At 63.3% G+C, this 23748-nt stretch carries 17 protein-coding genes and 1 riboswitch; of the genes, 12 read left to right on the plus strand and 5 right to left on the minus strand.

All coding sequences use genetic code 11. The features are described from left to right. Window positions 1–59: 59 nt before the first annotated feature. A complete protein-coding gene (gene urtA / locus AC070A_RS05405; RefSeq protein ID WP_057251750.1) occupies window positions 60–1352 on the minus strand; it encodes an urea ABC transporter substrate-binding protein in 1293 nt (430 codons plus the stop codon). Window positions 1353–1702: 350 nt separating this feature from the next. Here urtA and AC070A_RS05410 point away from each other — a divergent pair, with 350 nt between their 5' ends. Beyond that, window positions 1703–3052 carry an adenylate/guanylate cyclase domain-containing protein gene (locus AC070A_RS05410; protein ID WP_113480170.1) on the plus strand — a complete coding sequence of 450 codons (1350 nt, stop codon included), beginning with the start codon at window positions 1703–1705 and terminating at the stop codon, window positions 3050–3052. A 15-nt stretch (window positions 3053–3067) separates the two neighbouring features. On the opposite strand, the gene AC070A_RS05415 is transcribed toward AC070A_RS05410, so the two are convergent. Together AC070A_RS05415 and AC070A_RS05420 are read right to left on the minus strand one after the other, a co-directional pair. Further along, entirely contained in the window at window positions 3068–5002 is a 1935-nt protein-coding gene (locus AC070A_RS05415) for a DUF5054 domain-containing protein (protein WP_113480171.1), read from the minus strand. An 11-nt stretch (window positions 5003–5013) separates the two neighbouring features. Further along, window positions 5014–6054 carry a LacI family DNA-binding transcriptional regulator gene (locus AC070A_RS05420; protein WP_113480172.1) on the minus strand — a complete coding sequence of 347 codons (1041 nt, stop codon included), beginning with the start codon at window positions 6052–6054 and terminating at the stop codon, window positions 5014–5016. Window positions 6055–6286: 232 nt separating this feature from the next. Between AC070A_RS05420 and AC070A_RS05425 the strand changes: the two genes are divergently transcribed. The 8 genes from AC070A_RS05425 (at window position 6287) to AC070A_RS05460 (ending at window position 17118) form a co-directional block, all read left to right on the plus strand. Continuing rightward, complete coding sequence (locus tag AC070A_RS05425; RefSeq protein ID WP_058329820.1) at window positions 6287–7648, plus strand: extracellular solute-binding protein; 1362 nt, start codon at window positions 6287–6289, stop codon at window positions 7646–7648. A 116-nt stretch (window positions 7649–7764) separates the two neighbouring features. Then, entirely contained in the window at window positions 7765–8673 is a 909-nt protein-coding gene (locus AC070A_RS05430; RefSeq protein WP_113480173.1) for a carbohydrate ABC transporter permease, read from the plus strand. Beyond that, on the plus strand, window positions 8673–9503 hold the full coding sequence (locus AC070A_RS05435; protein ID WP_058329818.1) for a carbohydrate ABC transporter permease: 831 nt from the start codon (window positions 8673–8675) through the stop codon (window positions 9501–9503). The genes AC070A_RS05430 and AC070A_RS05435 overlap by 1 nt, the downstream gene beginning before the upstream one ends. A 13-nt stretch (window positions 9504–9516) precedes the next feature. Next, window positions 9517–10620, plus strand: a complete 1104-nt coding sequence (locus AC070A_RS05440) for an ABC transporter ATP-binding protein (protein ID WP_057251756.1) — start codon at window positions 9517–9519, stop codon at window positions 10618–10620. 7 nt (window positions 10621–10627) lie between these two features. Then, on the plus strand, window positions 10628–12031 hold the full coding sequence (locus AC070A_RS05445) for a CehA/McbA family metallohydrolase (protein WP_113480175.1): 1404 nt from the start codon (window positions 10628–10630) through the stop codon (window positions 12029–12031). 186 nt (window positions 12032–12217) lie between these two features. Further along, the gene (locus AC070A_RS05450; protein ID WP_113480176.1) at window positions 12218–15604 is read left to right on the plus strand and encodes an ATP-binding protein; all 3387 of its coding nucleotides are present in this window, start codon (window positions 12218–12220) and stop codon (window positions 15602–15604) included. Further along, entirely contained in the window at window positions 15597–16520 is a 924-nt protein-coding gene (locus AC070A_RS05455) for a response regulator (RefSeq protein ID WP_492383738.1), read from the plus strand. Before AC070A_RS05450 ends, AC070A_RS05455 begins: the two co-directional genes overlap by 8 nt. Window positions 16521–16617: 97 nt before the next feature. Next, on the plus strand, window positions 16618–17118 hold the full coding sequence (locus AC070A_RS05460) for a hypothetical protein (protein WP_057251760.1): 501 nt from the start codon (window positions 16618–16620) through the stop codon (window positions 17116–17118). 43 nt (window positions 17119–17161) lie between these two features. Here the strand turns inward: AC070A_RS05460 and AC070A_RS05465 are convergent, their stop codons facing one another. Further along, complete coding sequence (locus AC070A_RS05465) at window positions 17162–17773, minus strand: glutathione S-transferase family protein (RefSeq protein WP_057251761.1); 612 nt, start codon at window positions 17771–17773, stop codon at window positions 17162–17164. Window positions 17774–17863: 90 nt separating this feature from the next. Here AC070A_RS05465 and AC070A_RS05470 point away from each other — a divergent pair, with 90 nt between their 5' ends. Next, on the plus strand, window positions 17864–18583 hold the full coding sequence (locus AC070A_RS05470) for a helix-turn-helix transcriptional regulator (protein WP_057251762.1): 720 nt from the start codon (window positions 17864–17866) through the stop codon (window positions 18581–18583). Between the two features lie 79 nt (window positions 18584–18662). On the opposite strand, the gene AC070A_RS05475 is transcribed toward AC070A_RS05470, so the two are convergent. After that, entirely contained in the window at window positions 18663–19988 is a 1326-nt protein-coding gene (locus tag AC070A_RS05475; protein ID WP_057251763.1) for a dicarboxylate/amino acid:cation symporter, read from the minus strand. 228 nt (window positions 19989–20216) lie between these two features. Here AC070A_RS05475 and AC070A_RS05480 point away from each other — a divergent pair, with 228 nt between their 5' ends. Both AC070A_RS05480 and AC070A_RS05485 read left to right on the plus strand, forming a co-directional pair. Continuing rightward, window positions 20217–22085: a sensor histidine kinase gene (locus AC070A_RS05480; protein ID WP_113480178.1), complete on the plus strand. Its 1869-nt coding sequence runs from the start codon at window positions 20217–20219 to the stop codon at window positions 22083–22085. Window positions 22086–22088: 3 nt separating this feature from the next. Then, entirely contained in the window at window positions 22089–23453 is a 1365-nt protein-coding gene (locus tag AC070A_RS05485; RefSeq protein ID WP_057251764.1) for a sigma-54-dependent transcriptional regulator, read from the plus strand. Window positions 23454–23548: 95 nt separating this feature from the next. Then, window positions 23549–23677, plus strand: a riboswitch (TPP riboswitch). Window positions 23678–23748: the final 71 nt, after the last annotated feature.

The raw sequence follows: 23748 nt of genomic DNA on the forward strand, positions 1-23748 counted from the left end.
TCGTCATGCAAGGATTGGCCGGGCGGACTGCCCGCCCGGTCTATGACTCGGTGATGAAATCAGGAGCCTTTGCCGCCGCACTTGCCGGTGGCGACGTTGAAGTTGCCGCACGACATCGGCGCGCGCCAATCGGAGATCAGGTCCTTGGAGTCGGGCAGATAGTCGGACCATTCGTCGCCGACGACGAGGCCGGGGGTTTCCCAGACGGTCTCGAACTGGCCGTCGCCCTGGATCTCGCCGATCAGCACCGGCTTGGTAATGTGGTGGTTTGGCATCATCGTCGAATAGCCGCCCGAGAGGTTCGGCACGGAGACGCCGATCATCGCGTCGAGAACGGCGTCGGTATCAGTGGTGCCTGCCTTCTCCACTGCCTTCAGCCACATGTTGAAGCCGATATAATGCGCTTCCATCGGGTCGTTGGTCACGCGCTTGTCGTTCTTGGTATAGGCCTTCCAGGTCTTGATGAACTCGGCATTGGCCGGCGTGTCGACCGACTGGAAATAGTTCCACGCCGCCAGATGCCCGACAAGCGGAGTGGTATCGAGGCCGGCGAGTTCCTCTTCGCCAACCGAGAAGGCGACGACCGGGATATCCTCAGCCTTCACGCCCTGGTTCGCCAGTTCCTTGTAGAAGGGTACGTTGGCATCGCCGTTGATGGTTGAGACGACGGCGGTCTTCTTGCCGGCCGAACCGAACTTCTTGATGTCGGAGACGATCGTCTGCCAATCGGAATGGCCGAAGGGCGTGTAGTTGATCATGATATCCTCGGGTTTCACGCCCTTGGAGATGAGATAGGCCTCGAGGATCTTGTTGGTCGTGCGTGGATAGACATAGTCGGTGCCGGCGAGCACCCAGCGCTCGACGCTTTCGTTCGCCATCAGATAATCGACGGCCGGGATCGCCTGCTGGTTCGGCGCGGCACCGGTATAGAAGACGTTGCGCTGGCTTTCCTCGCCCTCGTACTGGACCGGATAGAAGAGGATCGAATTGAGCTCCTCAAACACCGGCAGGACCGACTTGCGCGACACCGAAGTCCAGCAGCCGAAGACCGCCGAAACCTTGTCGACCGAGACCAGCTCGCGCGCCTTTTCGGCAAAGAGCGGCCAATCGGACGCCGGGTCGACGACGACGGCTTCGAGCTTCTTGCCGAGCAGGCCGCCCTTCTTGTTCTGCTCGTCGATCAGCATCAGCATGGCATCTTTCAGCGTCGTCTCGGAGATCGCCATGGTGCCGGAAAGCGAATGCAGGATGCCGACCTTGATCGTGTCATCGGCGGCGAAGGCGCCGTTGAACGCCGTCGTCGACAGGACGGCAGCCAGGAATGCGCCGGTGACGCTTGCCTTGATATTCATCTGATGGAACCCCTCTCGTTCTGGAGCAACAAGGCCTTCGGTGCTTTTTAGCCGTTGCTTGAGGGGATCATCGGACAGCCACGCTGCACTGCACATACGTCATTCTACGTAGGCGCCGGGGGCAAAGAGGAACGGCCGACGACGGGAAGGCCGAAGCTCACGCACAATTGCGCCGTCATGCTTGACCTTGCCACCGTTGGAAGCTCTAGAACCAGACACGCCAACGGCATCGGACCGCGCAATCGCGTCACGGAATCGACGCGAATCGACTGTCAGCAAGGGCTGGCAACGACAGCAACGGTCGTGCTTGCGCGGGGGGCAGGGTGTTTCAAATCTCGGGGCCGACAGGCATGACGTCTTCATTGCATCCCCATTGGGACTTCGCCCGCGAAATGCGTTCGATCCTGCTTCGCTTCGTCGCTTTCGCCATCCTGCTCGCAAACCTCCTGCTCGGCGGCAACGAGGGCGCAGAATGGATGCACGCGATCGTCGTCGTCAGCTATCTCGCGATCAGCATCGCCTCCGTGGCGACGGCCCGCTACCTGCCTGGCCGTTCGTGGCTGAAGACCTTTTTCGTGGTCCTCGACGCCGTGTTGGTCGCGCTGCTCCTCTACGCGCATATTCTTGCCGGGCCGGTGACGGAAAACCACAATCTGACGACCACGGGCCTGGTCGTCGCCTTTATCCTGCTCGTCCATGTCGGCCTGAAGCTCGAACGTCGGCTCGTTCTCATCTTTTCAAGCATCGTGCTCGTTGCCTGGGTGGCGATGCTCGCAACGACCGCCGCGAGGCATCAGGCCGCCGGCACGCTTTCCCTGCTCGGATCGTTCTTCAACCAGGATCTCGGCCTGACCGTCAGCTTCGGTTTCACTGCCTTTGCCATCTATCTTCTCGCGCGCGATCACGACCGCACCCGCAAGGAAGCGCTAAAAGCGGATCAACGACGCCAGAACCTCTCCCGGTTTTTCTCGCCGCTGGTGGTCTCGGCGCTGCAGGAAAAAGGCGATGCGCTTGGCCTCGAACGCCGAGACGCTGCGATCATGTTCGTCGACCTGCGCGATTTCACCCTGTTTTCCGAGATAGCCCCTGCTCCTGAACTCGCCTTCGTCCTGGCGGAGTATCGTCAGCTCGTCTCGCAGACGATCTTCGAGCATGGCGGCACGGTGGACAAATTCATTGGCGACGGTGTGATGGCCGTCTTCGGCCAGCCGAGGCCCATGGACGACGACGCAGACCGGGCGATGGCCTGCGCGCTTGATCTCGTCGACGCGCTCAACGACTGGAAGAACCACAATGCGCTAAACGGCCAGCCCGCCCTCGATGCCGGCATCGGCCTGCATTACGGTAAGGTGGTCGGCGGCGTGCTGGACAGCGGTTGCCACAGCGAATTCACGGTCATCGGCGATGCGGTCAATGTCGCCCAGCGCCTGGAAAGCCTGTCCAAATCGCTGGACGCGCCACTGGTGGTATCGGCCGCGCTGATGGCGCGCCTCCGGGCCCCCGTTCCGCCCGCCAACTGGCTGGCGCAGAACGACGTCTCGCTACCCGGTCGCAGGCTCCCTGTCGATGTCTGGTATCTGCCCCGCCACGCCGCAGGCATGTCCGCCGCGTCGACGTCCCCCTATGGGAGCGGCGCCATGCAAACCGCTCTCAGGAGACCGGTTTTCCAATCAACCGATTCCGACGCCCGCACGGGATAGTCCATGCCTCGTCGCTTACCGGCCACCGAGGCTGAGCCTGAAGCGCGTCGTGAAATCGCCGCCCCACCACATGGGAAAGTTGGTGCCCCATTTGTTGTTATGGATGTTGAAACGGATGCCGGCGGAATAATCGGGCAGATCCTTGCAGAAGGCCATGAACGGCCATGCTTGAGGTGCTACCAGCGGCGTATCGAGGTTCTCGACCATCAGCTCTGCGCCTGCTTCGTGCGTCCCCCGGACGGCCGTGACCGCCTGAAGTTGGGCACCGCCGGCACGGGCGAAATTGTCGGTCGCGTGCCAGAGCCCCATCTTGCGCACGATCCACTCAGAGCGCCCCTCGGGTGTGAACGACAGGAAGCTTGCTTCCGGCATACGGTTGGCATTCTTGCCGTAGAGCGTCAGCCGGATATCGAGGCCGTCCTTCCCGCCGGAGAATTCAATGGCGATCTCAGCCGGTGCGCCGAATTGCTCGACCGCCTCGGCCGGCATTGCCGCGACGATCGACGTCGCCGTCGTGCCCCGAAGCTTAGGTGAATAGGTTTGCGAACGGGCCTCCGCGACCTGGGCAAGCCCGGGCTTGTCATGATCGAGCACCGCCCAGTCCATCCAATGCGTCAGGTAGGTATCCATGTGACGGCGCACATCGCCGGCATCATAACTTTCGTAGCGATAGGCGATCAGCGAGCCGTTGGCGCCGCGGATCGTTCGACCGTCGGGCGCTGTCAGCGCGGCAACGTCGCCCGTTACCGGATCGAGGTCGATGACCCAGCCGCCAACTTCAAGTCTTGCTGCAGCACTGCCAGGTTCGGGCCGCGGCGAAACGGCAAGTTCGGCAAGCGCCGCTTCGGCGCGCGCGGCATCCTCCGCATCCAGCTCCGCAACGGCCTGGTCGAGATAGGCGCGCTGCTCCGCCCAGGATGCCTCCGTATAGTGGAAACGAGGATCCGTCTTTCGCGCCGCCTCGAAAGCCGGGCGCGCCCAGGCCTTTTCGTCGCGCAGGAAAGATTTGATATCGACGCCGCAGGTGTGTTCGGCAACCAGCGCCAGCTTGCGCCCGAAGGCCTGACGGCTCGCCGTCATCCGCTCCTCAGCGAAGCGACCGTAGAGCCGCTGCAGTGCGAGATAGCGGGAGATCTTTTCCGGATCGGTGCCGCTGCCGTGGATCCAGCTATCGCCGAGTTCCTTTTCCACGACCGGGAAGCGCTCGCGTGCCTCCCACATCAATGCGCCGTAGTCCTCAAGCGTCGCCGCGCGCACGCTGGCGCCGGGCTCGTGCTTCAGGATCTCGCGATAGGCTTCGGCCGTCTGCGACACGCTCTGCGGTCCGATATTGTCGCTCGTATGGGCGAAGCTCAGGCCGTCGGAAATCCCCTCCGGGAAATAAGTCTCGCCGTAGGAGCGCTGGTACATGACGACGATTTCCGCGCCATCAGGCGCCCGCCAGCGGTAAACGTCAGGGATTTCCGGCGGCGGCGATGCCGAGTTCACGCCGATGTGCAAGAAGCGTACGCCGGCTTGCGCCAAGAGCGGCACCATGCCGAGCGTATGGCCGGGCACGTCGGTCATCTTGGCGGCGATCGTCTTCAGGCCGAAGCGGCGGTCGAGCTCCTGCGCATAGGAAAGCCCGGTGCGAAAAAGGTCCGGCGACATCAACTCCGTATGCGTCGTGAACGGCAGCGCGTGCCAGCGGATCAGGCCGCGCTCGATCGCCTGCTCCAGCCGCGCGACCTCTTCCTTCGAGCGAGAATTCAGGTGATCCCAGATCAGCCAGGCGCCCGTCGTCCAGACGAACAGCGGCTCGTCCGGGTTCTCATTGTAGAAGTGTGCGCCGGTTTCGATCGCCTGCGGAATGAAGCGCTCGTGATACTGCTTTCGGATCTTCTCGGCGTGATCGGTAAAGCCGATGTCGAGATGGGTCTTGAAGACGACGTGGATGCGTTTTTTGGTCATGTTCGCTACCTTCAGCCGACGGTGCCCCGCACGATCAGGCGGGTGTTGAGTGTCTCGGTAAACGGCTCGGCATCGGGCGCACGAAGCCGCATCAGGATGAGGCGGACGAGCGCACGCACGCGCTCTTCGAGGTCGATGCGCACGGTGGTGAGGTTGTAGCTCTTCCAGTGCGCCTGCGGGATGTCGTCGAAACCGACGACCTTGACGTCCTCAGGCACCGAAAGCCCGAGCTCGTGGCGCAGCGCGTCGATCGCGCCGAAGGCGCCGACGTCATTGGCCGCAAAGATCGCATCGGCGCCCTCGCCGATCCGGAACAGATCAAGCGTCGCCTGGTAGGCGGTGTCATAGGTGTAGTCCCCGGCAAGCAGGATCGGCGCATCCATGCCGCGTTCGGATAACGTTTCTCTGAGCGTGCGCTCGCGCTCGGCATTGGCGAGCGACTGCGCCTTGCCGCCGAGATAGGCGATGCGGCGCGCGCCATAGCCCTGAAGCAGGGCCACCGCCTGTTCGATGCCGTTTTTCTGCCGGACGAGCAGCCGGTCATAGAGTGTGCCGGATGCGGCGCCTGCAAACTGCTTCACGTCGTCGTAGATCACGTAGACCGGCACGGCGCGGTCGAGAAAGCCGCAGAGCACATCGGGCAGGATGTTTTCGGTAAAGGCGATCACCGAATCCGGATTGAAGCCGCGCATATAGGTGAGCAGGCGCGGATCCATGCTGAAATCAGCCTTGGCCTTGAAGAGCAGCGTGGCAAAGCCCTCCGCCTGCAGCGCCGTCGTCAACGCGTCGATCTCCTGGCTCTCCCAGGGACTGCAGACATCAGGCACGATCATGCCGACGAGGTGCGAACGTCCGGTAACCAGCGAACGCGCCGCCATGTCGGGCGTGTAGTTTAACTCGCGCGCCACCTTGAGAATGCGGTCACGTTTTTCCGGCTTCAGCGAGGCGTTCGGGTTGAAGGCCCGGGACACCGCGACACGGGAGACATTGGCCGCGCGCGCCACCTGGTCTGCGGTGGCTCGGGCAGCTTTCTTTTCGGCGCGATCGTTCATCTATCCGTCACAAAATGAAAACGTGTTCACTCACAAAAGAGGACAACTCGCCGATTTCGTCAAGTGGAATAGAAATTCTCCCGACAATCGCAGAAAGAACACCTGGTCCGTGTTGACAAAGATGAAAGCGTGTTCATTCTTGATCGTCGTCGGGACAGCGGACCTGGAGGAGGACCGGACTGTCGCAGCCAGACACATGGGTCCTTGAGAGGATCGACCGGGAGGAGAAAACATGCGTACCAGGTTTCATTCCCTATTGCTCAGCGCAGCCGCGGCCATCGCCTTTGCCGCGCCCGTGAGCGCCACCGAACTCAACATCACCTGCCGCTGCATCATCGGCGGCGTAAACAGCGGCATGGCCGAGTGGATCGAAAAGAAGGTCATTCCGGCCTTTACCGAGAAGATGAAGGCCGAAGGCAAGGACGTCACCGTCAAGCTCACCCAGTTCGGCGGCGAGGACGAGCAGCTGACGCAGCAGCTCGCGCTCGATTTCTCCACCGGCGCCGGCCCTGATGTCTCCGGCTTCGACGGCTTCCTGATCCCGAGCTTCGTCCAGGGCAATCTCCTGAAGTCGCTCGAGGAAGTGGCCGGCCCAGACGTTCCGAAGTGGGAGGGCTGGCAGCATATCTCCGACGGCACCAAGGCGCTGATGAGCTACCAGGGCAAGCCCTATGGCATCGCGCTCGGCACCGACGCCCGCATGATCTTCGTGCGCAAGGACCTCTTCAAATCGGCCGGCCTCGATGCCGACAGCTGGCAGCCGAAGTCTTGGGATGAGTTGCTCGACGCCGCCCGCAAGATCAAGGAGGCGGCCCCCGACAGCTTCCCGTTGCAGCTCAACGCCGGCGTCTCCATGGGCGAGGCGACCACGATGCAGGGCTACTGGATGGCGCTGCTCGGCACCGGCGAACAGGTCACCGACGACAGCGGCAAATATATCGTGTCGAGCCAGGGCATCCTCGACACGCTGAAGCTCTACAAGACCATCTATGTCGACGACAAGCTCGGCGACCAGCGCGCGCAGCTGCTTGCCGACGGCCGCAACCGCACCTTCGCCAATTTCCGCGATGGCAAGACTGCGATGCTCGTCGAGGGCGACTGGTTCTATCGCTCGGTCACAGCACCCGGCGCCGAATTCGCCGTCGCCGATCGCGACAACACCATGACCTGGAAGAAGATGCCCGCCGCAGCACCCGGAAAGGGCTTACGCGGCCAGGATTTCGTCACGATGTCCGGCGGCACCGGCTTCGTCATCAATCCGCATACGGACGCGCCTGTCGAATCCTGGGCGCTGCTCTCGTTCATGAACAGCAAGGAGCAGCTCGACGCGTTCCAGGAAATCCAGCCCGCCATCCGTATCCGCGACGACGTGGCGATCCCGAACTCGCCGTTCCTGACGGAAACGGCAACGACGCTGCTGCCGATCACCACGGCCCGTCCGAACGACGCCAATTACAACAAGGTCTCGACCGAGATCCAGCGCATGACCGAAAGCGTCGTTTCCGGCGAGCTCTCGCCTGAGGACGCGATGGCCCAGTACAAGGCGGCCGTCATCGCCATCGTCGGCGAAGAAAACACCGTCAGCACTCTCTAAAGCCAATGCGGGATGTGGCCGCAACGGGGCCCTCATCCCGCTTCGATCCAACGACAGAGCGCCCGGCTGCCATCCGTGGCCGGGCTCCCGATCCAGGATATGGGCATGAAACGCGCATGAAGAAATTCTCCCTGCTTTCGACGCGCGCCGGCGCGCTTTTCCTGGCTCCGGCCACGGCCCTCGTCGGGGTCTTCGTCATCGTTCCCTTCTTCTGGGTGATTTTCGTTTCCTTCACCAACCGCACACTGCTCGGCCGCACGGCCGTCGACCCCGATTTCGTCGGCCTGCAGAACTATTTCGCGCTCTTCAATCCGGCGACCTTCTTTACCCGCGGCCAGTTCGGGTTTTCGCTGATCCTGACGATCCAGTTCGTGCTGCTCTCGGCGCTGATCGGCCAGGCGCTCCTCGGCCTGCTGCTCGCCTGGCTCAGCCAGTCGGTGACGCCCACACTCAAGTCCTTCCTGCAGACGGCAGTCATTGCCGCCTGGATCCTGCCAGAAGTGGTGATCGGCTTCGCCTGGTTTGCCTTTCTCGACTACGACAACGGCACGCTCAACATGATCCTGCGCGGCCTCGGCCTGCCGCCCGGCGACTGGCTGCTGCAGCAGCCCTTCTGGGTGATCGTGTTCTTCAACACCTGGCGGGGTGCCGCCTTCTCGATGATGCTGTTTAATTCGGCCTTCCAGTCGATCCCGCCGAGCTACTTTCAAGCCGCCGACGTCGCCGGCGCCACCTCCTGGCAGAAGCTGCGTGACATCGCGCTGCCGCTGATCCGCGGCCACGTCGTGACCGATCTGATCCTCATTACCATGTGGACCTTCAACGTTTTCACGCCGTTCCTGCTCACCCATGGCGGTCCGTCCTACCGTACCGAAATCCTCTCGATCTACACCTACCGCATCGCCTTCAAGGACTTCGAGTTCGGCAAGGGGGCCGCCGTCGGCGTCGTCATCATGCTGATCAACCTGGCATTCGCGCTCATCTACCTTCGCCTTGCCTACAAGAAGCCGGTGGAGGCGGAATGATGCGCAAAGCTCCCAACATCTTCGTAAGGCGCACGGTCTTCTCCGCTGCCGCCACCTTCCTCGGCACGGTCTTCGCGCTGCCGCTCGTCTGGTTCATCTTCGCGCCCTTCAATGCGCGGGCCGAACTCGGGCTCGCCATCCCCTCGCCCTTCACGCTCTCGAATTTCGCGACCGTCTTCCAGAACACTTTCGCCATGCAGGCGCTGTTAAACAGCCTCATCCAGGCAGCAGGCGGCGTGGTGCTGGTCGGTGGAGCGGCTACGCTTGCGGCCTATGCGCTGTCGCGCTCGCCGATCCCGGGCAAGGGCGCGGTCACCTATATCCTGCTGCTGTTCTCGTCAGTCGTTTCGGGCTCGGCCGCGATGGTGCCGATCTTCCTGATCATCTCGGCCGCGGGCCTCATCGATACTCATCTCGCCGTCATCCTCGTCTTTGCCGGCGGGCTGCTGCCGACAGCGATGTTCATTCTCAGGGACTTCATCGACGCCATCCCGCGCTCCTATGAGGAGAGCGCGATGGTCGCCGGCGCCTCGCCGCTCCAGGCCTTTTTCGATGTCGCGCTGCCGGTCATCCGGCCGGGCATCGTCGTGGTTGTCGTCTGGGCCTTCGTCAACATCTGGGGCAGCTTCCTCATCCCCTTCATCCTGTTGCGCAGCGACAAGCTGATGCCGGCATCCGTCGCGATCTACTCCTTCTATTCGGAGGCCGGCACACCAATCGTCACGCTGCTGGCTGCCTACTCGCTGATCTATTCGCTGCCCGTCATCGCCCTCTATCTCTTCGTGAATTGGAAATTCGGTTTCCGGTTCTTCGGTGGCATCAAGTCGTAATCGGAAATCTGTCATGGCCTCTGTCGAATTCCAGAACATCTCCAAGACCTTCGGCGCCTTCGTCGCCGTGCCCGACATCAGCTTCCAGATCGCCGACGGCGAGTTCATCTGCCTGCTCGGCCCGTCGGGCTGCGGCAAGACGACGAGCTTGCGCATGATCGCGGGTCTCGAAACGCCAAGCTCCGGCCGGGTGATGATCGGCGGCAGGGACGTCACCTATCTGCATCCGAAGGACCGCGGCATTTCCATGGTCTTCCAGGACTATGCGCTCTATCCGCACATGAACATCGCCGACAACATCGCCTATCCGCTGAAGGTGCGCGGCGAGGCCGAAACCAAGCGTCATGCCCGGGCAAAGGATGTGGCCGACGTGCTCAAGATCGGCGACCTTCTGAAGCGGTTGCCGAGCCAGATTTCCGGCGGCCAGCAGCAGCGCACGTCGCTCGCCCGCGCACTGGTCTATCCGAGCGAAGTCTATCTCTTCGACGAACCGCTCTCGAACCTCGACGCGAAGCTCCGGCTCGAAGCCCGCGGCTTCCTCAACCATCTGCAGCGCGACATGGGCATGACTGCCGTTTACGTCACCCACGACCAGGCGGAAGCGATGGCGCTCGCGACCCGCATCGCCGTCATGGACAAGGGACGGATCGTGCAATTCGCCCCGCCGATCGAGATTTATCGCCGGCCGGCGACCACTTTCGTCGCCAATTTCGTCGGCAACCCGCCGATGAACCTGGTTCCGGTCGAGGCGTCCGTAGGCGACGGCGCGCTGCATCTGCGCGCCGACGGACTTCAGGTTGCGCCGATCGAACTCACCGACGCCGTCGCCAAGGCGGCGAGATCAGGCAAGATGACGCTTGGCGTGCGCCCGGAGCACCTACGCATCGCCGGCGCCACCGACCACAACATTCTTTCCGGCGAGCTCTTCGCCAACGAGAACATGGGGCCGGAAAGCCTCGTTACGCTCGAGCGCGGCGACAACGGCCGCGTCACGGCGCGCATTTTCACCGATGACGAAATCAAGGTCGGAACCTCCGTGCACCTCGCCTTTGACGCCAGGCACGTCACCCTCTTTGACGACACCGGCGCGCGCATTCCCGCAGCCGACGAGCGCTGAGGCCGCTATGTTGGAATTTTCCGCGAGGATCACCCGCAGGGATCAGGCGGCCGATCCCTATTTCTACGTCCCCTTCGATGTACCTGAGGGCGTGACGCGGATCGACGTGACGCTGAGCTATCCGAAGTCGGAGCAGTGCATCATCGATCTCGGCGTGCTTGACCCGCGCGCAACCGACTATCCGACCGATCAGGGATTTCGCGGCTGGAGCGGCGGCGCGCGCGACCACTTTTTCGTCGCCACCGACGACGCCACCCCCGGCTACATCCATGGCGAGATACCCTCCGGGCGGTGGAAGGTCATGTTGGGTCTCTATAAAGTCCCCGAAGACGGCGTCGACGTGCTGGTGATCGTAGACCATGACAGCAGCCGGCGTGCGATCGCGCCGCAGCCGTCGCGACAGTTTCCGGTCCGCAAGGGGGCCGGCTGGTATCGCGGCGACCTTCATTGCCACACGTTCCATTCGGATGCGGCCGGTTCCCCGGAACTGCTGCACGCCGCCGCGCGACAGGCAGGGCTCGACTTCCTGGCGGTCGCCGACCACAACACCATAACCCAGCGGCGCTACTTCCATCCGCATTCCTCCGCCGACCTCGTCTTCATCCGCGCCATGGAAATCACCACCGCCGTCGGCCACGCCAATGTCTTCGGCGTCGACGACTGGATCGATTTCCGCATGACCAGGCCCGAGCATGCCCATACGCTCGAACGTCTCGTGCATGAGCGCGGCGGACTGCTGTCGATCAACCACGACAAGCCGACCATCCCCTGGGATTACGACCTGCCCAAGATCGACTGCATGGAGGTCTGGCAATCCCATTGGCTTGCCTGGAACTGGGTATCGCTGGAGCGCTACCAGCAGCGGCTGGCCTCCGGTCTGAAGATCTCGGCGATCGGCGGCAGCGACTTCCATCAGCCGGCGCGACTGATGCCGGAGGGCCCGCTCGTGCTCGCCCGCCCGACGACGGTGCTCTTTCTCGAAGAACTTTCGGAAGAGGCCGTGCTCGGCGCGATGAAATCCGGCCACTGCTATGTCACCGAAGGCCCAACGGGACCGCATCTGGAACTCACCGCCAACGGCCAGCCCATGGGATCGACCGTCACCGGGCAAGTTGCGGCAGAGGCTTTGGTTCGCGGCGCCAAGGGCGACAAACTCCTGTGGCTCGATGCCTCCGGCATCGTCGGGGAGCAGATGATCGAGGCAGACGACTGGACGGGCCACTATATGGGTTCGCCGTCGATTTTCCTGCGAGCCGAGATCGTCGCGTTCGCGAGCCGAGACGCCATCGTCGCTGCTTTCCGCGAGGCGCTGCCCGGAAATAGCCTGCCGTGGCAACTCTCCAATGACGATCTCGCGCAGCGCACGGTTCGCCGCGCCATCAGCAATCCGGTTTATTGCATCCCCGCCTGACCGCCGAGACCATCAGACCTCAAATGCGCCCGGATCACCGCATTCGGCTATCCCCATAGCCGAATCCGCTGGTCGCGCTTTTTCTTTGCTGCACCGCACATTTTCACCGTTGCAGTAATTTTAAGCAGAAAACAACCGTGCTAAGAAAAAAGGCAGGACCTCCCTCGACGGCACGTTAGGAACCCCATGGCGGCACGCCAGCGCATTATCCCCGTTCGGCGTGAATACAATCGCTGGGTCGCAAACCAGACGCTGGAAGACTATGCGCTGCGCTTCACCGCCAAGAGCGCGCGACGCTTTTCCTCCGAACGCATTTCCCAGACGGCGATTGGCGCGATCTCCTTTCTGGCGCTGGAAGCGATCGGCGGCGCGATCACCATGTCCTATGGCACCACCAACGCAATCGTCGCGATCCTGGTCGCGAGCCTGATGATCCTGACGGTTGGGCTGCCGATCAGCCGTTATGCCATCCGCCACGGCGTCGACATCGATCTTCTGACCCGCGGCGCCAGCTTCGGCTATATCGGCTCGACGCTGACCTCGCTGATCTATGCGAGCTTCACCTTCATCCTCTTTGCGATCGAGGCCTCTATCATGTCGGGAGCGCTCGAACTCGCACTCGGCATCCCCTTGTGGATCGGCTACATCGTCAGTGCCGTCATGGTCATCCCACTCGTCACCCACGGCGTGCGGCTGATCAGCAAGTTCCAGCTCGTGACCCAGCCCTTCTGGATCGTTCTCAATATCCTGCCCTTCGCGTTCATCGCCTTTGCCGATTGGGAAAAAGTCGGCGCCTGGCTTGCCTATTCCGGCATTCATCACGCATCAGGGCCGCCCGGTACGATCGCCCCTTTCGATCTCGTCGAATTCGGGGCGGCATCGGCCGTGATCTTCGCGCTGATGGCGCAGATCGGCGAGCAGGTCGACTTCCTGCGTTTTCTGCCGCCGGACGGCCAGCGCAAGCTGCATCACCGCATCGCCATCTTTCTTGCCGGCTCCGGCTGGGTGCTCGTCGGCGCGCCGAAACTGCTCGCCGGCTCCTTCCTCGTGGTTCTGGCGCTTTCTGCCGGCGTGCCCTCGACCAGGGCGGCCGATCCGGCGCAGATGTACTACACCGCCTTCGGCTACATGATCCCGTCGGAAACGGCAGCCCTCCTGCTGATGGTCGCCTTCGTCGTCGTCTCGCAGCTGAAGATCAACGTGATGAACGCCTATGCCGGGTCGCTCGCCTGGTCGAACTTCTTTTCGCGGCTGACGCACAGCCATCCGGGCCGCGTCGTCTGGCTCATCTTCAACGTCGCGATCGCGCTTCTTCTGATGGAACTCGGCATCTATCGGCTGCTCGAGGAAACGCTCGGCGTCTTTTCGATCATCGCCATGGCCTGGCTCTGCACGATTTCGGCCGACCTCTTCATCAACAAGCCGCTTGGCCTATCGCCGCCCGGTATCGAATTCAAGCGCGCGCATCTCTACGACATCAACCCGGTCGGCCTCGGCGCCATGGCGATTTCGGCGACGGTGGCGCTGACGGCGCATTTCGGCGTATTCGGCGACATCGCCGCTTCGCTCGCACCCTATATCGCACTCGTTGTGGCTTTCATCGCCTCGCCGTTGATTGCCTGGGGTACCGACGGCAAGTTCTACCTCGCCCGCAAGCCACGCCGGAGCTGGGCCAGCAAGACCGAGATCACCTGCTCGATCTGCGAACATCCGTTCGAACCGGAGGACATGGCCTGGTGCCCGGCCTATGCGGCGCCGATCTGCTCGCTCTGCTGCTCGCTCGACAGCCGCTGCCACGACATGTGCAAGCCGAAGGCGCGTTTCAACGCCCAGGTCGCGACCGTTGCCAACACCCTGCTGCCCAGCGCGATCACCGAAAAGCTGGCGACCCGTCTCGGCCGCTACGCGATCTCCGCCGTTTTGTCGATCGCCGGCATCGGCCTGATTTTGGCTATGATCGCCCACCAGACGGCCGGATCATCCCCAGAGGTCGCCGCGGTGGTCGAGCGTACCGTCGCCGTCGTCTTCTTTGTCTTCGCCGTGCTCGCGGGCATCGTCTCCTGGTTCTATGTGCTCGCCCATGACAGCCGCGTGGTGGCCGAAGAAGAATCCTCCCGCCAGAACACGCTGCTGCTGAAAGAAATCGCCGCCCACAAGAAGACGGACGCCGCCCTGCAGCAGGCAAAAGAAACTGCGGAAGCCGCCAATCGCGCCAAGAGCCGCTATGTCGTCGGCCTCAGCCATGAGCTCAGAACGCCGCTCAACGCCGTGCTCGGCTACGCCCAGGTGCTGGAGCGCGACGAGACCATTCCGCCGGCGCGACAGGGCGCGATCAAGGTCATCAAGCGCAGCGCCGACCATCTCTCCGGCCTGATAGACGGGCTGCTGGATATCTCCAAGATCGAGGCCGGCAAGCTGCAGGTCTATTCCAACGAGATCAACATTTTCGATTTCCTCGACCAGATCGTCGAAATGTTCCGGCCGCAGGCGCAGGCAAAAGGCATCGCCTTTGAGCACGAGCGCGCCGCCAGCCTGCCGCGTTATGTGAAAACCGACGAGAAGCGCCTGCGCCAGATCCTCGTCAACCTTCTCTCCAACGCACTGAAATTCACGGAGCGCGGCGGCATCCGCCTGGATGTCGCCTATCGAAGCCAGGTGGCGACCTTCACCGTTATCGATAGCGGTCGTGGCATTGCTGACAAGGACCTGCCGCGCATCTTCGACCCTTTCCAGCGCGGCGAGGCCGAGCATCAAGGCAGCATGCCAGGCCTCGGGCTGGGCCTGACGATCACCCGGCTTTTGACGCAGACGCTCGGCGGCGAAATCGCCGTCACGAGCACGCTTGGCAAAGGCACCACCTTCCGCGTCCGGCTGATGCTTTCGGCCGTCGACCGTCCGGCGCTCGCGGCACCCGTCCGGCGCGTCACTTCCTATCTCGGCTCGCGGCGCACGATCGTCGTCGTCGACGACAATGCCGATCATCGCACGTTGATGCGCGAGATCCTGGTGCCCATGGATTTCACGGTCTTCGCCATCCCATCCGGGGCCGATTGCCTGTCCCTCCTTGCGGACGTCAGCCCTGACCTCTTCCTGATCGACATCTCGATGCCGGGCATGAACGGCTGGGAACTCGCCGCCAGGCTGCGTGAAGCAGGACAAACGGCGCCGATCATCATGCTGTCGGCCAATATCGGCGACGGCTCGACCACCGGCGCCTTCACCGGCCACAACGACACGCTCGCCAAACCCTTCGTCGTCGGCCAACTCGTCGACAAACTTGCGGTGCATCTTGACCTCACCTGGATCCACGAAGACGAGGAACAGCCGCCGCATGCCGCGCCAACGGTCCGGTCGATGACGCGTCCGGACCTCCATCATGTGCAGGAACTGATCCGCCTCGGCGAGATCGGTTACATCAGGGGCATCGAGGCCAAATTGACGGAGATCGCGCTGGCACCCGAACACCAATCCTTTGTCGAGGAGGCGCGGACCTATGTGCAGGCCTTCGATCTTTCCGGCTACGACGCCTTCCTCAGGAACGACACCCAAGAAGGAGGCGACGCCCGTGGCTGATACCTATGACCGCCGCGACATCGTTCTGCTCGTCGATGATTCGCCGGAAGCTCTCGGCTTCCTGACCGAAGCGCTGGAGCAATCGGGCTTCTCCGCGCTGATCGCAACGTCGGGCAACGCCGCGCTTTCGATCGCGGAGCGCATTACTCCCGACGTCATTCTGCTTGACGCGGTCATGCCGGGCATGGACGGGTTCGAAACCTGCCGGCGCCTCAAGGCCAACGCCGCCGTCGGCCAGACGCCGGTACTGTTCATGACCGGATTGACCGAGACCGAGCATGTTGTCCGCGCCCTTGAAGCCGGCGGCGTCGACTATCTGACGAAGCCTATCAACATCGACGAGCTCCGGGCACGCATCCGCGTCCATCTCTCCAACGCGCGCTCCGCCCAGAGCGCCCGCGTCGCGCTCGATGCGGCCGGGCGCCATCTCCTGGCTGTGCGCGCAGATGGCAGCATCTGCTGGTCGACGCCGCAGGCAACCCGCCTCGTCAATGCCGCAACCGGCCGTGACGATGGACTGAGCACGGTCACGAAACGCATAGCGCGCTGGATGGATAACCGCACCCGCGGGCCGTCATCGCCCGAAGAGAGCTTCACGCTCGACCAACCCGGCCAAGCGGGCCTGCAGATATCCTATCTCGGCGGCATCGGCCCGAATGAATATCTCTTCCGCCTGACGGCCGAGAACCGGCTGACGGACGACGAAATGCTGCGCCAGCACTTCGCGCTGACGCAGCGGGAATCCGAGGTGCTTCTGTGGATCGCCAAGGGCAAGGCGAACCGCGACATCGGCGAGATCCTCGGCCTGAGCGCGCGCACAGTAACCAAGCATCTGGAACAGATCTATGTGAAGCTCGGCGTCGAGAACCGGGCATCGGCCGCCGTCAAGGCAACGCAGGTTCTGCACGGGATCTGAAGCGAAGAATGGAACATCCGCCACGCTGACACGTTCGGCTGGTGACCCAGATGCCCACTGATGTACTATTGATGCCGCTGAACGGAGGGTTGCATCCATGCCACGATGGCTGTTGCTTGTCGTCATGACCGCATGCGCCGCCGGCGTTGCGCGCGCGGACGAGGGCGCGTTCCTGAAGTCCTTGGGCGGGAGCTGGGCGGGCAGCGGCGTCGTCCGTATCCGGACCAACATGTCGCCAGTCAACGTGTCCTGCAGCTTCAATTCCGAAGCAATCGGCCTCGCGCTGTCGATGGCCGGTGTCTGCCGGGGCATGTTGCTGATCTCACGCTCCATCGACGCGAAGCTTCGCTATACAGGCTCAACCTATAGCGGCTCTTATCTCGGCCCGCGCGGCGGCCGTGCCGGTCTCAACGGCAGTCGCCGCGGCGATGCGATCAATCTGACCATCCGTTGGGCTAAGGAAGTCAACGGCGACCGCCGCGCCGACCTGACCGTACGCAAGATCGGCGCCGACGGCATGCAGTTGACGACGGTTGATGTCGACCCAGCTTCCGGCAAGCGGGTGGTGACGAGCGAGATCAACCTCAAGCGAAAATAGCGGAAGAAGTGCCGCCCTCGACGAGAGCGGCCACTCAGCGCAGTCAGGCCGCGGCCGCGGTGCGAGTGTCGTAGTCGGCTGTCCATTGCAGCGACGGGCGCTGCCCGCAGCGTTCGACCCACGCCTTGACGACCGCGCTGTCCGGTGTCGCTGCAGGATACCAGGCAAAGGGCGAATGCAGCAGCAGGTCGACCGCCGAGTAGTGTTCGCCCATCAGATAGGGCCTGTCCTTCAGCGCGTTTTCAAGGCGCTGTGCCATCTGTTCCGGACCGCGGAAGGTGCTATCCAGATAGGGATGCGAAAGCCCCGCCGCCTGCGTGATCAGCACCGGCTCGACGACGCCGGCATACCAGGCAAGCCAGCTCAGATAACGGCCGCGCTGCGGGTCGCCGACAGGCGGCGCCAGCTTCTTTTCCGGAAAGAGATCGGTCAGATACTGAATGATCGCAATGCTTTCCCACAGCACGACGCCGTCATGAACGAGTAGCGGCACCTTGCCTTCCGGATGCGGGTTCGCCGGGTCCTTCCGGCCACTGCCGTCGCCGCGGGTGATGTCGACGATCTTGATTTCGACCTTGTCGAGGGCGTCGAGTTCGCGAAGCAGCGTGATGATGCGCGACGAGCGCGAGCGCGGGGCGTGAAAGAGCGTCAGCATGATGAAGTCCTCGGTTGCGTTAGCGAATGCGGAACCTATACAGTTGCCCAACTGTCAGTTTCCGTCAGTAGGCTTCGTCTATCTTCAGTCATGGCCCGTAGTGATCGTTTGTTCCGCCTGCTGCAGGCGCTGCGCACCCTCCCTTCCCCGGTGACGGCCGCTCGGCTCGCCGAGGAGACCGGTGTGTCGTTGCGCTCGCTTTACCGGGACATCGACAGCCTGCGCGCCGCCGGCGCCGTCATCGATGGCGAGCGGGGCTTCGGCTACCGGCTGACGGAGGACATCGCCTTGCCACCCCAGACCTTCACACGTCTCGAAATCGAGGCACTGGTGCTCGGCCTCGCCGAAGTGCAGCACATGGGCGAGCCTGATCTCGCGGCCGCGGCAGGCGCTGTGCTTTCGAAGATCACGGCGACGCTGCCCGACCGGTTGCAGCGCCAGGCGCTGCACGCCGCATCGCAGGTCTATCGCTTCGAACGCCGGGATCCACCGGTGGCCGATGTCAGCCTGCTGCGCGAAGCCTGCTGGCAGGAGCGCGCGGTCGTCATCGGCTATGTGGACGCTGGGCAACAGAGGACCGACCGGCAGGTGCTGCCGCTGGCGATCGTCTATCTGGAGCGGGTGCTGGTGCTGCTCGCCTGGTGCTGCCTCCGGCAGGACTACCGCAAATTCCGCGTCGATCGCATCGCCGATGTCCGCATGGCGGACGAGAGCTTCCGCCCGCGCCGGGTGCCGATGCTTAGGGAGTTCATCGCCTACTTGAACGGTGGTGCGCCTGATAAACCGAAGATGACGCTGAGCGGGCAATGAGCCCAAACGACGACGCGGCCCGTGTTGCCACGGGCCGCGTTCGGACTGCGCTTAGGCAGTCATGCCTTGGGAGGCAAGCTTATTCGGCCGGCTGCAGTGCCGGCTGCGGCAGCGCTTCCGGCGTGCGACCACCAAGGACAGCCGCCATCTGTGCCTCGTCCAGCTCGCCTTCCCACTTCGCAACGACGATCGTCGCGACCGCATTGCCGACGAAGTTGGTGAGTGCGCGGCATTCCGACATGAAGCGGTCGATGCCGAGGATGAGTGCCATGCCGGCAACCGGAACGGCGGGAACGACCGAGAGCGTTGCGGCCAGCGTGATGAAACCGGCGCCGGTGATGCCGGCGGCACCCTTGGAGCTCAGCATGGCGACGAGCAGCAGCAGCACCTGGTCGCCGAGCGACAGTTGGATATCCATGGCCTGGGCGATGAAGAGGGCCGCCAGCGTCATGTAGATGTTGGTGCCGTCGAGGTTGAAGGAGTAGCCGGTCGGAATGACCAGGCCGACGACCGAGCGCTTGCAGCCGGCCTTTTCCATCTTGCTCATCAGGCCCGGCAGTGCCGCTTCCGACGAGGATGTGCCGAGAACCAGCAGCAGTTCTTCCTTGATGTAGCGGATCAGCGCGATGATCGAGAAGCCGTTGTAGCGGGCGACGGCGCCGAGAACCAGGAAGACGAAGAGGAAGGACGTCAAGTAGAAGGTGCCGATCAACATCGCCAGATTGGCGATCGAGGCAACGCCGTATTTGCCGATGGTGAACGCCATGGCGCCGAAGGCGCCGATCGGGGCGGCCTTCATCAGGATGCCGACGAGCTTGAAGACCGGCAGCGTCAGCGCGTGCAGGAAATCGACGACTGGCTCAGCCTTCTTGCCGACCATCGCCAGCGCAAGACCGAAGAGCACGGAGATGAACAGCACCTGCAGGATGTCGCCATCGGCAAAGGCACCGACCAGTGTCGTCGGGATGATGTTCATCAGGAAGCCGGTGATCGTCTGCTCATGTGCCTTCTCGGCAAAGGTCGTCACCGCCTTGGCGTCGAGCGACGCCGGATCGATGTGCATGCCGGCGCCCGGCTGAACGACATTGGCGACGATCAGGCCGATGATCAGCGCCAGCGTCGAAAAGGTCAGGAAGTAGATCATCGCCTTCCCGGCGACGCGGCCGACCTTGGCGAGATCGGTCATGCCGGCAATGCCGGTCGCAACCGTGAGGAAGATGACCGGGGCGATGATCATCTTGACGAGGCGGATGAAGGCATCGCCGAGCGGCTTCAGCTCGGTGCCGAGCGACGGATAGAAATGGCCGAGCAGGATGCCCGCGGCGATCGCCGCCAGCACCTGGACATAGAGATGACGATAGAAAGGTGTCTTGCCGCGCGGTTCCGCGGATTGGTCGATAATCATGATATCCTCCACTGGACCCAGTCCGGCGTCATGCCGGGCCTCCCGGGTCAATTTCCGATGCGCGACAGCTCGGGCTGTCATGAGGATGTCATTTGCAACGGGCGTGCCAGTTCTCTGCGGCGAGAGCCAAGCCCTTGAATCGACGTGGATGTTTCGTTCACACGGCTCGACACGCACAAAGAGTTGAGCGGATTTCCGCACAGGTCACCTGGAAGTCTGAGCGAAAAAATGCACAATCGCGCCATGTTCAGTGCCCTATCCGCCCCCCTCAACCTGGCAGATCTCGACCGGTCGATGCGCCGCACCTGGCTGGTGTTCGCCGGCCTCGCTCTGGCGCTGCTCGTCGCCGGCCTTCTGTTCGCCGGTGAATATGGACGCAACCAGGCGCTCGAAACCGTCGACGCCCAGAGCCGGATCGATGCCAATCTGAAAGCCTCGCTGCTGCGCGCCGTGCTCGAACGTCAGCGCTCGACGCCGCTGGTGCTGGCCGACGACGTCGAGGTGAAAGCAGCGCTTTCGACCCGCGACGGCCAGGCGCTGCAGCGGTTGAACGAGAAGCTGCAGGCACTTGCCGCCAACACGGACGCCGCCGTCATTTATGTGATCGGCAACGACGGCGTCGCGGTCGCCGCCAGCAACTGGCGTGAGCCGACGAGCTTCGTCGGCAACGACTACGCCTTCCGCGAATATTTCCGCATGGCGATGCGGGACGGCAAGGCGGAGCATTTCGCCATGGGCACGGTCAGCAAACGGCCGGGACTCTATATCTCCCGGCGGGTGCAGGGGCAGGACGGCCCGATCGGCGTCGTCGTCGCCAAGCTCGAGTTCGACGATGTGGAAGCGGAGTGGCTCGCCTCCGGCAAGCCGGTCTATGTTACCGACCGGCGCGGCATCGTGCTCATCACCAGTTTCCCGTCCTGGCGCTTCATGACCACCAGAACCATTCCGCGCGATCGTGTCGCTGCGATCCGCGACAGCCTGCAATTCGGCGATGCCTCGCTGCTGCCGCTGCCGTTCCGCGACATCGAGCCGACCAGCGACGGCTCCAGCGAGCTGCATGCGCTGCTGCCCGGCGACAGCGAGCGGCGGTTCCTGCGGGTCGAAACCATGGTTCCGACCACGAGCTGGCGGCTGGAGCAACTGGCGCCATTGGATGGGGCGGTCTCGGCGGCAACCCGCGAGGCCCGGCTGATTGCGCTGGCCGTGATCGTGCCGCTGCTTGCGCTTGCGGCCTTCCTCCTGCGTCGTCGCCAGGCCCTGACCTTGGTTGCGACAAGGGAGCGTGCCGCGCGCGATGAACTGGAGCACCGCGTGGCGGAGCGCACCCAGGATCTCAGCCTTGCGCGTGATCATCTCGAAACGGAGATTGCCGATCACCGGCGCACCGGCGAGAAGCTCCAGGCCGTGCAGCAGGAACTGGTTCAGGCGAACCGTCTGGCGATCCTCGGCCAGGTGGCCGCCGGCGTCGCCCACGAGATCAACCAGCCGGTCGCGACCATCCGCGCCTATGCCGACAATGCCCGCACCTTCCTCGACCGGGGGCAGCAGCAAACGGCGGTGGAGAACCTCGTCAGCATCGCCGAGCTGACCGAAAGGGTCGGTACCATCACCGACGAACTCCGCAGCTTTGCCCGCAAGGGCCGCTTCGTCGCCGAGCCGACACCGATGCGCGAGGTGATCGAGGGCGCCTTGATGCTGCTTCGCAGCCGCTTTGCCGGCCGCATGGATGCCATCGTCATCGACCTGCCGGAAAACGGGCTCAGCGTTTACGGCAGCCGCATCCGTCTTGAACAGGTCCTGATCAATCTCCTGCAGAATGCCTTGGAGGCACTCGGCGAGCGCAGCGATGCCGAGATCCGCGTGCGCTGTGAGGAGGACCCTTCCGGCACGGTCTTGCTTGTCGTTACCGACAACGGCCCCGGCATACCACAGCATATCCGCGAGGATCTGTTCACGCCGTTCAACACCTCGAAGGACGAAGGGCTCGGCCTTGGACTCGCCATCTCCCAGGAGATCGTCGCCGACTATGGCGGCGAGATATCAGTCGAAACCAGCGACAAGGGCACCGTCTTCACGGTGCGCCTGAAGAGGGCCTGAGCGATGCAGCCATCCGTCTACCTCATCGACGACGACAACGATCTGCGCAAGGCGATGACGCAGACGCTGGAGCTCGCCGGATTCGCCGTCACTTCGCTTGCAAGCGCCGCCGAAGCCTTGGGAACCCTCGACGCGAATTTTGATGGCATTGTCGTCAGTGATATCCGCATGCCCGGCATCGACGGGCTGCAGCTCTTTCGCCGCATCGCTGCCTTCGATGCCGACCTGCCCGTGATCCTGGTGACCGGCCACGGCGACATACCGATGGCAGTTCAGGCGCTGCAGGATGGCGTCTACGACTTCATCCCAAAACCCTTTGCCGCCGACCGGCTGGTGCAGAGCGTGCGCCGCGCGCTGGAAAAGCGCAGTCTCGTCATGGAGAACCGCGCGCTCAAACGGGCGGCCGAAACGGCCGGCGACAGCCTGCCGCTGATCGGCCAGACGCCGGTCATGGAGCGCTTGCGCCAGACGATCCGGCACATCGCCGACACGGATGTCGACGTGCTCGTCGCCGGTGAAACCGGCAGCGGCAAGGAGGTGGTCGCGACGCTGCTCCACAATTGGAGCCGGCGCCGCGACGGCAATTTCGTGGCGCTGAACTGCGGCGCGCTGCCGGAAACGGTGATCGAGAGCGAACTCTTCGGTCACGAACAGGGCGCCTTCACCGGCGCCCTGAAGAAGCGTGTGGGCCGGATCGAACACGCGAGCGGCGGCACGCTATTCCTCGACGAGATCGAGGCGATGCCGCCGGCGACCCAGGTCAAGATGCTGCGCGTTCTCGAAGCCCGCGAGATCACGCCGCTCGGCACCAACCAGGTGCGCCCCGTCGATATTCGCGTCATCGCCGCCGCCAAGATCGATCTCGGCGACCCGGCCCAGCGCGGGGACTTTCGTGAAGATCTCTACTTCCGATTGAACGTCGTAACGCTGTCGATCCCGCCGCTGCGCGAGCGCCGCGATGATATCCCGCTGCTCTTTTCGCACTTCCTGACGCGGGCGGCGGAGCGCTTCAAGCGGGACGTGCCTCACGTCTCGCCGGCAGTGCAGCAACACCTGATGACCCATGCCTGGCCCGGCAATGTGCGCGAACTCTCACATTTTGCCGAACGCGTGGCGCTCGGCGTCGAAGGCCCGCTGGGACAGCCGGTTGCGCCAGCAGAACAGCCGGGTTTCGCGCTACCGGAACGGCTCGAACACTACGAGGCAGAGATCCTGAAGGAAGTGCTTCGCGCCCAGCGCGGCGACGTCAAGGCGACGATCGAGGCGCTCGGTATTCCGCGCAAGACATTCTACGACAAGCTCCAGCGCCACGGCATCAACCGAGCCGACTATGCGGAGCGCGGCGTTCCGGAAAAATCCGGCAGCTAACTCTCGTCAGCGGCCAAAATACACCCAAAAATTGCATCTTCGTCGACGGGCGAATTCGCGCTTGACGACCCGTGCCGTTCGATGGCTATCTCTTGGGCATTCACCAGGGGGGTCCCGCAAGGGGCTGAGATTCTGCTGGATGGCCGGCTTACCGGCTGTGGCGCAGTGACCCGTTGAACCTGATCCAGTTCATACTGGCGTAGGGACGGTGCAGATATCGAAGCCAGGATTCCGTGCGTCCAGCACCTGGCGGAGCGTCTTTCATCCTTCCGGCATCAGAACTGGGTCTCCAATC

The sequence above is a fragment of the Ensifer sp. GW101-20A05 genome, assembly GCF_059424735.1.